Origin of the sequence: Tunturibacter empetritectus, assembly GCF_040358985.1 — a bacterium.
In the GTDB taxonomy this organism is placed as follows: Bacteria; Acidobacteriota; Terriglobia; order Terriglobales; family Acidobacteriaceae; genus Edaphobacter; species Edaphobacter empetritectus.
The window spans coordinates 1,430,494-1,444,403 of record NZ_CP132932.1 but is presented as its reverse complement, the minus strand read 5'-3'; the positions used below and the strand labels follow the sequence as shown (position 1 = coordinate 1,444,403).

9 protein-coding genes and 2 pseudogenes are annotated in these 13,910 nt (G+C 53.7%); 2 read left to right on the top strand and 9 right to left on the bottom strand.

Annotated elements, in window-relative coordinates; all coding sequences use genetic code 11:
* Positions 1-14: 14 nt before the first annotated feature.
* Positions 15-2,321, top strand: a complete 2,307-nt coding sequence (locus tag RBB75_RS06015) for a prolyl oligopeptidase family serine peptidase (protein WP_353069865.1) — start codon at positions 15-17, stop codon at positions 2,319-2,321.
* 320 nt (positions 2,322-2,641) lie between these two features.
* Here RBB75_RS06015 and RBB75_RS06010 read toward each other — a convergent pair whose 3' ends face one another.
* The 8 genes and pseudogenes from RBB75_RS06010 to RBB75_RS05975 form a co-directional block, all read right to left on the bottom strand.
* On the bottom strand, positions 2,642-4,486 hold the full coding sequence (locus RBB75_RS06010; RefSeq protein WP_353069864.1) for an asparagine synthase-related protein: 1,845 nt from the start codon (positions 4,484-4,486) through the stop codon (positions 2,642-2,644).
* A 13-nt stretch (positions 4,487-4,499) separates the two neighbouring features.
* Complete coding sequence (locus tag RBB75_RS06005; RefSeq protein WP_353069863.1) at positions 4,500-4,877, bottom strand: lasso peptide biosynthesis B2 protein; 378 nt, start codon at positions 4,875-4,877, stop codon at positions 4,500-4,502.
* Positions 4,858-5,604 (bottom strand): prolyl oligopeptidase family serine peptidase, encoded by a 747-nt coding sequence (locus tag RBB75_RS06000; RefSeq protein WP_353070360.1) that lies wholly within the window; start codon positions 5,602-5,604, stop codon positions 4,858-4,860. Before RBB75_RS06000 ends, RBB75_RS06005 begins: the two co-directional genes overlap by 20 nt.
* A gap of 168 nt (positions 5,605-5,772) precedes the next feature.
* Positions 5,773-6,024, bottom strand: a pseudogene (locus RBB75_RS05995) (hypothetical protein); the annotation flags it as partial.
* Positions 6,025-6,251: 227 nt separating this feature from the next.
* Positions 6,252-6,887 (bottom strand): annotated as a pseudogene (locus tag RBB75_RS05990) (hypothetical protein); the annotation flags it as partial.
* Positions 6,878-8,248 (bottom strand): phosphotransferase, encoded by a 1,371-nt coding sequence (locus RBB75_RS05985; protein ID WP_353069862.1) that lies wholly within the window; start codon positions 8,246-8,248, stop codon positions 6,878-6,880. The pseudogene RBB75_RS05990 and the gene RBB75_RS05985, both read right to left, overlap by 10 nt.
* A complete protein-coding gene (locus tag RBB75_RS05980; protein ID WP_353069861.1) occupies positions 8,249-8,518 on the bottom strand; it encodes a PqqD family protein in 270 nt (89 codons plus the stop codon).
* An 843-nt stretch (positions 8,519-9,361) separates the two neighbouring features.
* On the bottom strand, positions 9,362-10,921 hold the full coding sequence (locus RBB75_RS05975) for a hypothetical protein (protein ID WP_353069860.1): 1,560 nt from the start codon (positions 10,919-10,921) through the stop codon (positions 9,362-9,364).
* 1,035 nt (positions 10,922-11,956) lie between these two features.
* Here RBB75_RS05975 and RBB75_RS05970 point away from each other — a divergent pair.
* A complete protein-coding gene (locus RBB75_RS05970) occupies positions 11,957-12,865 on the top strand; it encodes a LysR family transcriptional regulator (protein WP_353069859.1) in 909 nt (302 codons plus the stop codon).
* Positions 12,866-12,949: 84 nt separating this feature from the next.
* On the opposite strand, the gene RBB75_RS05965 is transcribed toward RBB75_RS05970, so the two are convergent.
* Entirely contained in the window at positions 12,950-13,852 is a 903-nt protein-coding gene (locus tag RBB75_RS05965; RefSeq protein ID WP_353069858.1) for a CpaF family protein, read from the bottom strand.
* Positions 13,853-13,910: the final 58 nt, after the last annotated feature.

Genomic DNA, 13,910 nt, shown 5'->3' with positions numbered 1-13,910 from the left:
GCGAGGAAAAGCCAATGACCCAACAGAAGATGTGGAAGCGCCACAACAAGTTCTTGATATTCACCCTATGCGTCTTCGCGGGAAGTCTTCAGGCTGAGTTGCGGAGGGCAATCGTTCCGGCAGATTGCGTTACTGTCCGGCACTTTCTCGAGGACGATTTTCGTTCTTCCATTCAGACCAATTCCCAAGGGACTGCTGTTGCGTACCTGGTTCAGGCCCCTAATCTTCAGTCAAATCAGAACGATATTCTCCTCGAGCTGAAACAGCTTGGTGCGCCGCAGGGGCAAGTGCAACACTTACTCGCCGGTGCGGATATCTCCGGCTTGCAGTGGCTGAACGATGGCACGGCCGTCATTGTCTTGGCGAAGGATGACGGCCACACCGTTGTTAAACAGGTTGAGATCCCTTCAGGACGCGTCCAGGTCTTAGCGCGAGCGTCTCAGGATATCTCCGAATACAGCGTCGCCGAAGATGGTAAAACCATTGTCTTTGCGATGGAAGAGCCGGACCAAACCCGGAACAAGCTAAAAAGTGCCAGCGACCTCGCGCAAGGCTATAGAATCCCCTTTCAGAGAGAGCAGGTAGCGCTCTTCTTTCGGCGAAAGATCTTCGTTACCCGGAGACGCGGTACGGGAGGGTGGACCGCACCACAGGCCTTGAACGTGCAGTCGCCATTTACCAAGGGAACTCTCACGTCTCTTTCCTACGCCCTCAATCTGCGGCTAAGCCTCTCTCCAAATGGAGAGTCGCTGGCGTTAACATATCTTGAAAATTCCAGCCGGATTTCAAACGCCTGGAAGAAAAGCCCGGTAGTTCGGGACATCCTTTCCAGCATTGGAGTAGCGCAGGTTACTGTAGTGGTCGATTTATCGGACGGCGAAACACATCTTCCATTTGAGGGCCCATGGGCATGGAGCATTCCCTTCTGGTCGCGCGACAGCAAGTCGTTCATGATCGCCTCTGTCTCTCCAGTCAATAGCGTGTGGGAGCAGCAAGACCTGCGAGAGCATCGAGGAGCCAGCGAGGCAGTTCACTTATTCGAAGTCAACGTTGCGTCCGGCTCGGTCATACAGGTTCGTTCTGAACTTAATGGAATCTACGATCGTCCCTTGTCGTGGAGATCCGATGACGATCTTGTCCTTCGTACAGGAGACAACATCGTTTCGCGGTTTCAGTATAAGCATCAGAAGTGGGAGGAGTCGTCGCAGATCCATCTTCCCCTTCAGGGGCTCTTCAGGAATGCAGGGCTTGCGAGCGATGGAAAATCTGTCGTAGGAGACTATGAATCACCGGCAACTCCGCCGGAGCTGTTTTCTTACAAAGAGGACGAAGAACAGGTGCAGATCCTGGCCAAGCTCAATCCGCAGTTCGACGAACTGACTCTGGCACCAATCAAAGAAGTGCAGTGGGAGACTTCGACCGGCTATCGTGCCTCCGGCATTCTCCTTCTACCTCCGGACTACAAGCCAGGCACACGCTATCCCTTGGTGATCCACTCATATCCAGCAGCGGGTAATTTCTTTTGCGATAGTGGCTTGAATCACGAGCCCTCATTTGCTCCCCAGCCGATTGCAAATGCCGGAATCATGTATTTGATTCGTTTTTTGCCCGAAGGACCGCAGACAGCGGAGGAACAAACCCACTATCCCAAAGGCCTCCCTGGACTTTTGGGACAAGTAGCATTTCAGGCGGATGTCTGGGATAGTGCCATCGACCATCTTGCGAAGGACGGCCTCATTGACCGGAACAGAGTTGGAATCATAGGCTTCAGCCGTTCCGGCTGGTATACCGAATTTGCGCTTACACACGGCAAAACAAACTATGCTGCAGCGACCGTCGCAGATAATACACAATACAGCTTGGGCGAGTATTGGATGATCCACACGGATGGGGTTCTACGCGCTTGGGATGCGATGTACGGAGGGCCGCCCTATGGCGCGACACTGAGATCGTGGCTGGACTATTCCATCTCGTTCAACCTTCCAAGGGTTCAGACTCCATTGTTGATGGAGGTAATGGGTAACGGCGTGGCGTATGACAACGATGGGGCACCTCCAAGCAATCTCGCTCTAAAGTGGGAGGTGTTTGTCGGACTCAGTCGCCTAGGAAAACCTGTCGAGATGTACTACTATCCTCTGGAGTCGCACCAGCCCGGTCATCCCTTGGCCCGCCTGGCATCGCTAGAACGCAATCTGGATTGGTATCTGTTCTGGCTAAGAGACCAAGAGCGACCTACAGCGATGGACCCTCAGCAATACCAGCGATGGCGTGAATTGCGGAGCGCAGTTAATGCAGAACGCCGGCTGGATTCGCCACACTAGTGTGAACGATTTTCATATCACACAGGAGTTGAGTGTCCAGATTTCCGGCAATCAACTCCTGTATGGAAAGCATGAAGGTTACTCGTCCGCCTCATATGCTCCGACGGAACTGAGGAAAGCAGGCATGCCACCTTCAATGTTGTCAGGGTTTCTGGTTGCCTTCGGAGAGCCCATGACGGAAGAACTAGCCATGGAGTAGGACAAAACAACTGGTTCCGTGTAGCGCATAGAATTACTCCTTTTGTGACTTCCGTATGGGTGATCCATCCGGAACTTGTAGCCTTCCAGAGAAGGCAAACTGTCTAGCGTTTTTCTCAGGTCTAAGGAATGGTGGCCCATCCTGACTTCAACCAGATTTCAAAGAGGGATGTCCTCATGAGAGACAATCCCCACCTGCTCTGATCTTGGGATCCCACTTGACGAAGAAAGCTTTCGAATTTAGGAATGTCGATATATCCATGCCTGGCCAGGAGTGAGTTCGCCACGGAGTCCAGAATTGTGTCTGTAGAGAGGGCAAGTGTGACAGCTGGTCCTCGATCGATATAGGCCTTCCTGCGCCGCTCCAATACAATGGAGGGAAGAATGCCCGAGAGCGCTCTACGCATGAGAGCGCGTCTTCGGCCTGGGCGAACGAGCTGATCATTGGGGATGCGAAGGAGGAAATCCACCAGATCTCGGTCAAGGTAAGGAAAACGGTATTCTCTTCTCGAAGATGCAAGGTGGGGGCTGGGAAGGGTCTCCAGTATCGACCACCACGTTCTTCCGTTCATGACCCTACTCGGCAGGAGCAAACCTCCTTCTTGTTTGGCATCAGCCTCGTTCGGTTCCAAGCGGGGGGAGGCCCATGGCGGCAGGTGTATCTTGCCGGATGAACCGCTCCAATAGGCGCGCTTTGAGAACCTAACAGTATCCCGAACCAGATGTAGGAGCGAGGTGCGCAAACTCAGGCACCAAGGAAGCGTCTTCTGAAACAAAGCAGCGAGATTGCAGGTCAAGAGATAATCGGACAGCTCGGGCAGAGGCGTCGGCACGCCCCCCAAGAGCTCATCTCCTCCGACTCCGGACAAGAGGACTCGATATCCCCGCGATGCCAAGATTTCTTCAAAGTGCTCCCTTTGTTCGTAGGAGCCCCCATCGTTCCCCGGCAGTAGGGGATATCCCCCTGGAGGACAAGACAGCGGAGTGAATGTTGGGCGTGTTGAAGATACGTCAACGTGTAAACCCACTTTGCCTCGCTGGGACTCCACAGCCGTAAAATAAGGTTTTTCATCCCAGGCTGGCTCGGAGTCGTCGTAAAACGAAACCGTATCGAGCAGTTGCTCTATTTGTCGCCCCTGATGCAGCCTGAGGGTGTCGGACATGCAAACAATTGCGCTGGAGTCCATCCCACCGCTGAGGTGCGCGAGAATCGGGGCCCCGGGACCGGTGCGACGATCGACAGCCTGTGCAAAGAGCTTCAGGAAATGCTCCTCATATTCACTGTCCTGGTTGTAGGTGATCCGGTCTTTGACCATCCATTGCCAGTGCGGTCTGCGAACAATGGTTCCCTTAGAGAAGATGAAATAGTGCGCGGGGGTCACCGCAGCAATATTGGCGAAGGGTGTCAGGTCGCCGATTGGGTGGCACGACAGGTAGCGTGCCGCATAAGTTTCATCCAGAGGCCTCGACCTTCTATCGGCAAAGAAGGTCTCCAAGAAGGTCGACCATACAAGATGGCCGTTTGTTTCTTCAAAATATAGCGTCCGCGTACCGGCATGATCTCTAGCGAGGTAAAGCGAGCTGTTCTCTTGTATCCAAAGAGCGAGCGCCCAGTCTCCCACAAATCTAGCAAAGCACTCCTCCCCCCAGCAACGGAAAGCCGTTAGAATGATCAGCGAATCCGCCGTATCCGTCCCAGGAATGTCCAGCAATTCACGAAGTTCTTTGTGATTATCGAGGCGGCCATCCAACGAGACCATATTGCCGAAGTCATCGAGGAATGGCTGGGATTCCAGATCAGCACGCTGATGAGTACGGTACGACTGAAAGCCCATCCCGACGCTTCCCTTGGCTCGTACAAAGGTCCCATCCAGCGCATAGCGATTAGTCGCGTGAGCTAGGTCGAGTAGTTGCCGCCCCTCGACCAACGCTCCTTCGGTCTTTCTGATTCCGAAAATAACACTCATGACCTACCTCAGATCAGCAGCGCTCCAGTACCCGGTACGTATCCAGCATGTACGGTTTGTCATTCACGACAACACCCTTGATCTCCACCCACGCGTGCGAGCGGAACGGCATTATCTGGGCTCCGATGACCATCTCTGCTGCCCACCCATGACGACGCAACAGAAGCGTCGTTGCGGCTGAACGTTGCAAGCACATCACTCGCTTGAAATAAAAGACGCAGGCCAGATCGACGGCATGACACAGGCCGGTGCTTGTCAGGCAATCCTGCTCGCCAACGGGTCGTACCTTCATCTCTCGGACAGTGCGATGAAGGTGTTTGAAGCCGCAGACGCGTAAGATTAATTCGAAATAGAGCAACAATAACCAGCTTTCAAGCACAAGCCGTTTCATGACAGTCTCCGAAGACGACAGGCAGGTTGAGCTCCTTGCACAGAAAAGCGATTCTCCTTGCTAAGGCCTCGATGCGAACAGACAAAGGCAGAACCGGGGAATGTCCTCGTTCTCCGCAGTAGTCCACGATGATGGGAGAACGTTGGGCCGCGCGGTTCTGCAGACGAGCCGCCATCTTCCTGACATGAGCGGGATTACAGCGATCATCGCTGTCTCCGGCTACAAACAATAAGGACGGATAGTTCATATGGTCCCCAATATGGTGGTACGGAGAAGATGCGTACAGAGCGGAGAAGTCCTGCGGATCGTTGACAGTCCCATACTCCTTCCGCCACTTCGCGGCTTGGTCGAAAAATTCGTAACGCACCATGTCCAGAAGCGGAGCAATGCAGAGTACAGCGGTGAACAGATCTGGCCGCTGCGTCATCCCTGCGCAGACCAATAGCCCCGAGTTCGATCCGCCAAAGATGGCAAGCCGAGGCGAAGTCAAACTTTCCCTGTTCAGCCACTCCGCGGCGGCTATGAAATCGCTGAAAGCTACCTGGCGATTTCTTCCTCGGCCAGCTTCGTGCCAATCCTTTCCGAACTCCCCGCCGCCGCGGATGTGGGGCAGCACGAAGGTACAGCCCAGCTCCATCATGATGGACACGAGAACGGAGAACTGTGGCGTCATCGACACACCGAAGCCTCCATAGCTTGTCATCAACACTGGCAATCCAGCGCTCAAACCAACTCCTTTGGGAGTCACGAGGGTTATCGGAATGCTCTTTTCGTCTCCGGAGGGGTAATAGGCCTCACGAATAGTACACAAAGGCGCTATTGGTGTGCATCTCCGGTGCCAGAGGTGCGGCTCGTCGGCGTCAATCTCATACTCAAACAAGACGAGCGGCTGCGTGAACGATTCAAATGTGTAGAAGACACTATTTCCATGGTCGCCATGGTGAGCCAGCAGTTGAACTGTTCCATTCGGGGGAATGGGTACACGGCCCATATCTTTCCCAGCGAGATTCCAGCAACGGACCGAATGTTCCAGTTGATCCAGATAGTTGATAAAGATTCTGTCGCCGAGCATGATGAGCTCACGGATTGTCCCTGCCTGCTCCGCAATGACCGTCCGGATCTCAGTTCCCGCGAGATCGAGCTCCACGAGCTTCCCCGGGAGGCATGTTCGTAGCTGAGAGCGAAAAGACGACCTTGTTTCAAAATGGGGCCAAATGGGAGGGTGCGATTTGCGAACACACAATTCCAGATCTTCGTCTCATCGCGCCGGGCGACCCAGAAATCGACAACGAACTCCCCATCGAGCTCGTGTACGTACAACGCACCCAAATGGATCTCATCGGCTCTCAGGAGCAAGCGGCTTCCACGCGTGCGTGGAGCGCGAAAACATACCTGATCCTCGGCTGGCTCTCCAAACAGGTGGACGCAGATCAAATGCTCTTCCGGTGATTCCAGCACTTCGTGGCAATAATAAAACCCCCGAAGATCCGAAGTGAAGCAGAAGCCCCTCGCATAGCCGGTCTCGATGCTGTCGGGCAAGATGTAACCACTCACAACATCTACAATGCGGATGGCTTTCCGATCTCCGCCATCCCGTTTGAGCTCATAAGCGAGCAGCGATCCGTCGTCGGCGACCTGATGGATGCCGACGCTTGTGAAGGGTCCCATCGCCGCAGGGTCGACGAGTAGCCGCTCGAGTCCCGATGTCATGTCTCGAATGTAGATGCTTGCCTGTTCCTGCCCTCTATCGCGCCGACGGTAAAAGTATCGGCCTGCCACTCTTGCCGGCTGATCGACGACTTCGATATCCAGATACTCACGTGCACGCTTTCGAAGCCCGTCGAGATCGATGCAGTCTGCGAAATATTCTTCGCACCTCAAGTGCTGATCGCGGAGCCATTCTTCCGTTTCGGGAAGATTCCGATCTTCAAGCCAGCGATAAGGGTCACGTACCACAACGCCGTGGATGAGTTCTTCGACCGGAGTATGAATTGAGTTGGTTAGTGGCATAGCGCCTCCAGCAGCTTCGGCTCGCGCGCTGCGTTGTCCATGTGTCGCGCAAGACTGCGTGCGTACGACTGCCGTCGGGGATCATTTCGTTGGGGCGAAGTCAGCCAATCGCCTCTTCCATACAAGGTCGAGACAACCGCAAGGAGCGGCATATAAATCAATCCCTTATCGAATGAGCCGGCATTGCAGGATCGCAACCAGATCGTTCGATACCTGTCCGTGATCCCCTGGCTCATGAAGCCCCTCAGCTCCGGATCCTTCGTCTTGTTAAGAAGCAACAGGTGCTGTAGGGAAATGAGTGGACTAGCGATATATGCCTCGCACCAGTCAATGAACTGACAACGTCCGGAACGGAACAAGATATTGCCGTAATTGATGTCTCCATGCACGATAGTCTTGGGTATATCGAGACGCTCCATGCGACTGCATACATCATCGAATATTATGCGAATCTCCTGCAGACGTGATCGTTCAAGACGAGGAACCCTGGATGAGGTTTGCAGGCTCATGGCCTCTTCGAGAGAGTCGAATAATGCTTCGGAATGCATTTGAAAGACATCGAAGCCTTGATCGAAGACGCCGGAGTCCATCAGATTCTGGCTGTGTCCTTGAGTTCTCATTTGAAGTTCAGCTATGGATCCAGCGGCGCCTTCCAAAAAGCAGAAGAGCTTGTAAGGCTCGGTAGTCACCTCCTCGACCTGGGGCCCACCTGACATCAACCAGGCGTTCCATTCTGGCCGTGCTGAGACGAAGTGTGGGAGACAATCACCGCTCAGCTCGGACAAATGCTTCGTAATCGGGAGTTCGTGTATACATGGCTCGCCCGTCGCCTTCAGCCAGTAATTCGTCGTATCGTCCATAGGAAAACGGATAAGGGAGAAAGCTCCACCCGCGTTGTACTGTTCGATTTGGCTCTTGGACGAGAGCTTCGCAGCAGTCTCCCACTCAAGCCATCCAATTGCCTGATCGATCCAGCCGATCTGGGATACTGCGGAATGGCTGGTGCCGGAAAGCAGGGAAGCAAGTTGGGCACGCTCCTGTTCGGATAACTCGGCACCCGCAATCTTCTCGGGCGTCACCGGCCTGAGTTCGGAGCTTGCATCGGGAGCAAGGACCTCAGCAACCGCGCAGCGGCAGCAACCGTTCTCCACGGCGAGAAACTCGAGAATGATAACGGCCAGTCCCACTATGGCTTTGATAGCCTTCTGCAATTGCTCCGCTGGACGGGTAAACAGCGGAATCCGAACACGCGGCAGACAGTAGCCTCCAACTGCATCGAACGCCAGCAGCTGGCGGGAGTCAGAACGCACAAGGATGACCCGATACTCGATCGTCTCGATAGTAGCTTCGGCGATTGACACTTAGGCCCTCCGCATAGGCCGAGTCAAGAGGTTGTTTTGCTTGAGTGATTCGACAAACTCGCGCACGTCACGCTCGACGGTTAAGACATCTTCGCCGGTATCACGCGAAAGACTCGCGGCAATGATCTGCAGACCTTCCCCTCGCTCAAGTCGTTGCCAAACAAAGGCCCCAGTGGAATTGAGCGTAGTGACCGTGCCGTGTTCGATATCGAGGATGGCGGCGCCATCCTGATCGGTGACCGTATGAATATGATTGCTGCCGATGCTCATTGGCTTCCTCCAGCTGCTTTATACCCCGCAAGGATGCGGACAATGGAGAAGAGCTTAACCTCAAACCAAGTACTGACCCTGAAAAATCTGACGCATGGCCAAACTTAATCGAAAACTCAGGCTCATATCGGATAGCTGGGTCGCTGCTCTGTCAAGATTCTGTAGGTTCACACGCAATAACGGTCGAAGCTCGAAGTATAAACTTCTCGTCGATAGGTCCCGGAGGAAGTCACTTACTTTCCCTGAGGGCTAATTGGCCGAAATGTAAATTAAAGGCTGATAATCCCAGTGCAACTGTCATCACAGGCGATGATCCAGGTCCAGTCAGCCAGTGCGTGGAACTTGTTCACTAACAAAAGGACGACGGCAGCGGGCTTGAGTGTGCACTCAGAAGCGGGAACTCTGTACCTTGGCGCTGGTGGGAAGGGAATTGGGGAAGGACGGCGAGCAGAGTAGGAACTGAAGAAAACCGGCACTCGCAAGCTTCTGCGAAGCATCGCAAAGGATGCGTTGCCTGATGGAAAGGTCTCATCCTGAGATGCAACAACTGTCTGAGTTGGTTCTATCTACATGCAATTCGCGTCTACGCCCCCACTAAAGTATGGATAATCATCCTTGCGGTAAGTCTGCACGTGCATCGGCTACGCCTGAGCACGATCAGCCAAACAACCTCTAACCGAATCACAGATTATTCATCTGGTCGGCAGATCATCGAAGGCTTCGGATGATCTGTAGCAGTCCTAACCAAGACGTATAGCCCGGCTCACATGTCAAGAACCCCAGATTATGTTGAAACCACGATCCCCCAAGGAAAAGTCTGAAGCGAAACCCGCACGCAGATCGTTATAGCGGCACAGCAACGCCGGAGATGCGGTTAAGCTGGTGAATTTCGTCCTGACGAATCGAAATCGCTTCGCCGGCACCGTCAGAGCCGACAAGAAGAGTGTAATGGTCCTCATTTCTATCCAAGTAGCCGCATCGTAGATCCGTGCCTCTACGAAACGCATAGAGCCGGCGCCCCCAGCCGGCCTTTGTCGTGTCGCTATGAATCTCAGAGATACCGGGTATTTCTTCCAAAAGAATGAGAGAGCCTGGAGAGATGGGTGGATCGACACCCTGAAGTGCGCTGCCCTGCGGAAGTAGAACCACTCGATCGTCCAAAGAGCGAAGTTGCGGAAATCGTAGCGACAGCAGCATGGGCCATTCAGCAAATTTCTTGCGGAGTTCCATCCACCGATCCCTCGGAACGGGCATATGCGGTCGGCGAAACTTTCCCGATAGATCCGCAAGGTGTCTTGCATTGAGAAGAGCATCGAGAGAATACCTCCCTAGATCAGAGGGCATAGGCCGCAGCACCCTGAGGGCATCGGTGTAACGCGTCAGATGCATCACGGAGAGTCGGATCAGTGCATCGACATGGGGCATAGATGACGTATGGCGCCGATAGCGCCGTTCCGTCCTGCCGCTGAGTTTCGTATGGAAGATTGACTCCATCGTCTCTTGAATGCGCGGAAGATCCTGACGCGATCTCCGAAACCGGCGATGTTTCGTCCCGAACAGCCGATCCATTGAGGAATGCTCCCAGGGAAGGACCAGCGGGGCGTTGTGCTCAGACATTGGAAGAGAATGGAGTAACGAATAGTCGGGCAGCGGAAGGCTCAACGCGAACATGCGTATTCTTCCTACAATCCGCACGTCTTTCGGAAAAGCGAACTCATGAGGGCCGTTATGTCTTCGACCGGAGACTAGCAATATGAGCTTTCCTCGGCTGACGACACAGCGACTGCAACGGTATCCGTTACCGAACTGAAGCAGATAGATTGCTCTTGGGTTTGGACGCGATTGTTCTGCTTCGTCTATCGGCACTACAAGAGCAATTGCACCGGGCGGCAGGCTGGAGCCCAGGCTGTCTTCTGTTCCGACGTGCACATAGAATGCGCCTGGCTGACGCCAATCGGCATTCTCCAAGGCATGGATAGGAACGTTGCCTTGCCACTCCGGGACAAGTTCATGTAGGGTGGCACTCCTGGTAAAGATCTCATCGCCGCCCAACTGTGAGGGCAGGTCAACCAGAAGATCGCGCTCGAATGGGTAAGTTTCAATGATGTGAGTGCGTCCGGCGTTCAATCTGAGGTCATACTCTCTGATTCTCTCCAACTCGTATCCGAAGAGTCGGTGCGCGCCATCAAGAGTCAGCGAGAAGGCATTCGCAACCTCAAGAACGGAGTGAAGAGTGGGATGATCCTTGGTGCGGCGGAGATTCGAAAGCAGGTTCTTTGTCAAAAGCTCTCTTCTCTCTTGCGCCCGATATTCCTTTTCGTCGACGGGTGGAACGTTACGAAACAGCCCGCGGAGATGGATGAGTGTGTCGGCGATTTGCTCGCGTGGGACAAAACTGTACACAATGAGCAGCCTCCTCAAAGAAGCTCAGCACGGGAGTCGGAAGGACGAAATGAACAGGAGAGCCCTTAGCAGCAGGATCGTAAAGAATCCATGTAAAGAATATTTACTTCAAAGTTTGCCTATTGCCTATATGGCGCGAGCCGACGATATGAGCAATTTTGTGCCTCGACATAAGGTAACGCAACAGGAAATATTCGGCTTCGTCGCCGAACGCGAGAATCCGTCCGATTAGCGGTTTTAGACATGTTTCGCAGTGAGCTTCAATTCCTTACCGCACCCCCCTTCGACGCCTGGGCAATCATCCAGCCCTTCGTGACTGTCACTTTGATCCGCCGTAGCTCTGCTCGTCTAGCATTACTCTCTCAGCCTCCGACACATTTCAAGTCGGGCTCTCCAGTTTCATTGAGAGAGTAAATTTGGCCAATCGCATAATTTCTGTTGCATGTCCACCATCTCACTGCCAAGCTTGCGGCACGGAGCCAGTCCGGCTCCAATGTCGCACTGATTGCTCTTTTTGTCGCTGAGTAGGGAGCTATGTACGATTGGGCCGAGTTGTGCCATTTCAATTATTTGCCTACGATCCTCAAGAAACAGGGGTTCGGAGTCGCTGCAGAGGAACCGCAGACCTCACGGTCGAAGTTGATCCTCCATGTGCGGTGGCTGCAGTGGTGCGTTTTAGTCCGACTCGTCCACAAAATGAAGAAGAGTCGTATCCGACCTGCCGGAACCAGGATTGCGTTGACTACCCTTGCCCGGTCGCATTTGGGTGTGTCCTGCTAGGCGGATATGAGCCTGTTTCGCAGGTTCCGAGCTCTGCACAAAAATGACTCCAATTTGTGTAGTTTTCCCCCAACGATGGGGATTACTGTGCCATCCCACGGAAGAACGTCTAGTCGGCGCAAGTGTAGGAACAGAGCTGCGCAATATCTAGCCCCTCCATTTCGTTTTATTCCAGAATCGCTGACGCAGAAAGGCATTTCCCACTCATCATAACCTCTACTTTGAAGGCAGGTCTCCATGCAGAGCAAGAATCCATTGGAAGTCACCATCATGATTGTCATCATCGCTCAGGAGGGCAATTTCGTCCGGGCCTCGAAGAAGCTGGGAATTACTCCGCCCTCACTCACCAGAAGAGTCACGTTGCTGGAGCAAAGCATCGGCGTCAAGCTGTTTGACAGATCGACGCGCAAGGTGGATCTTACCGCTGCAGGAAGGCTCTTCGTTCAGGAGGCATCTCTCTCGATCAGCCATGCGGAACGTGCTTGGGATCTCGCCAGATTTCAGGCTCAGATTGAGACCGGCCCCTATCGCATCGGGTATTCTCCCTACACTCACAATGCGTTCCTACCGCTTTTGAACAGGCTGAGCCCGGCGTCTCATCCTCCCGGCGATGAACCTTCCGGAATCGTCCTTGAGACAGCGAATACTCTAGAGTTAGTGGAGCGAGTTCTTCAGGGCCGTCTACACGTCGCCTTGGGAGTTGGCCCCATAGTTGACCGCGATCTATGGGTACAGCGCGTTGGACAGGAGGGATTCTCGGTCTGCCTGCCAAGGAATCACCGGTTGGCTCAGAAGGTAGCGGTGACCGCACATGACCTGGACCGCGAAATGATCTTCTGGATGCCGCGATCGTTGCAGCCACGGTTCTATGGACGGGTAATGAGATATATGGCCAGCCTGTCTGTACGACCGGTATTCAAAGAGGTCAAAAGTACGACGCACGCTCTTGAGTTCACTGTTCATGGCTTTGGTATCGCCTTGCTGCCCCGTTCTTCTGTGGCCCATATCTCCTATTCCGGAATTGTTTTCAAGCCGCTTGCTGATCGCTATCTCGGAATTGAGATTGCGCTCTTCATGAGGCGCGATCAACGGTACGGCAAACTCAAAGAGATCGCAGATGGATTTCTCTCTCAACTCTTGGCTCTCAGGATTGAAATCAATTGAGGGTCAGATAGGTGTCCTGCGGTCGAAGTATGGATCGCTCCCGATCACCTGACTTCTGAGGGTTTATGCATACATCCCCTTGGATCATTCCCTCGATGTGCGAATCTCCGAGAGATGGCGCCAACCGTCGTGATTCATCACGTGCGCGATCATGTCGATGGACCTTCTACACTCCTCTTCGACGTCATCCAGCGGGACACCTCCGGAGCCGCGCATGGCGAGTTGCGCGAGACGCCGCAGCGCATCTCCGGCGCTGTTGGCGTGGATGGTTGAGAGCGATCCGCGATGGCCAGTGTTCAGAGCGTCCAAAAATGTTCGCGCTTCTGTGCCGCGAATTTCACCAACAATGATCCTGTCCGGCCTGTGACGGAGCGCAGCCTTGAGGAGATCAGCAAAGCTGATCTCGCTCTTATGAGTATCGAGCTGGGCTTCAGCGGAGATAACATGTGGCTTCTTAATGTTGAGTTCAGCGACATCTTCGAGGATCAGGATACGATCCCCATCAGGAATGAACGAGGCCAGCACGTTGGTCAATGTGGTTTTACCTGATGAGGTACTACCTGAGATTAGAAGATTGTCGCCGCGTTCAATCGCGTCCGAGAGTCGTTGTCCTTGTGCGCTTGTGATCATTCTGCGTTCGATCAAATCGTCCATCGTGAAATCGCGAGAGGTGAACTTGCGGATGGTCATCATGGGCTGAGGATTGACCACGGGGGGAATGAGCGCAGCCATACGACTACCGTCCGGCAGTCGGAGATTGAGGATGGGCGAATCGGCGTCAAGTTTTTTGCCAAAGCTGTTGGCGATCACTTCGAGGCTGGTCAACAGCGCGCCGTCTTCAAATCCTACGCTTGGTTGTAAAACGATATGGCCCTTCTCTTCCATCCATACGGAGCCGTCAGGATTCACCATGATCTCGGAGACTGTTTTGCTGGACAGAAGATGCTCGATAGGTTTGAGAAACGGAATAATAACGTCGAAGCTCATAGTTGATACCTCTTGTTGGTTGAATGTCTGAAATCAAAATTCGATCGCCGCGGTCGTG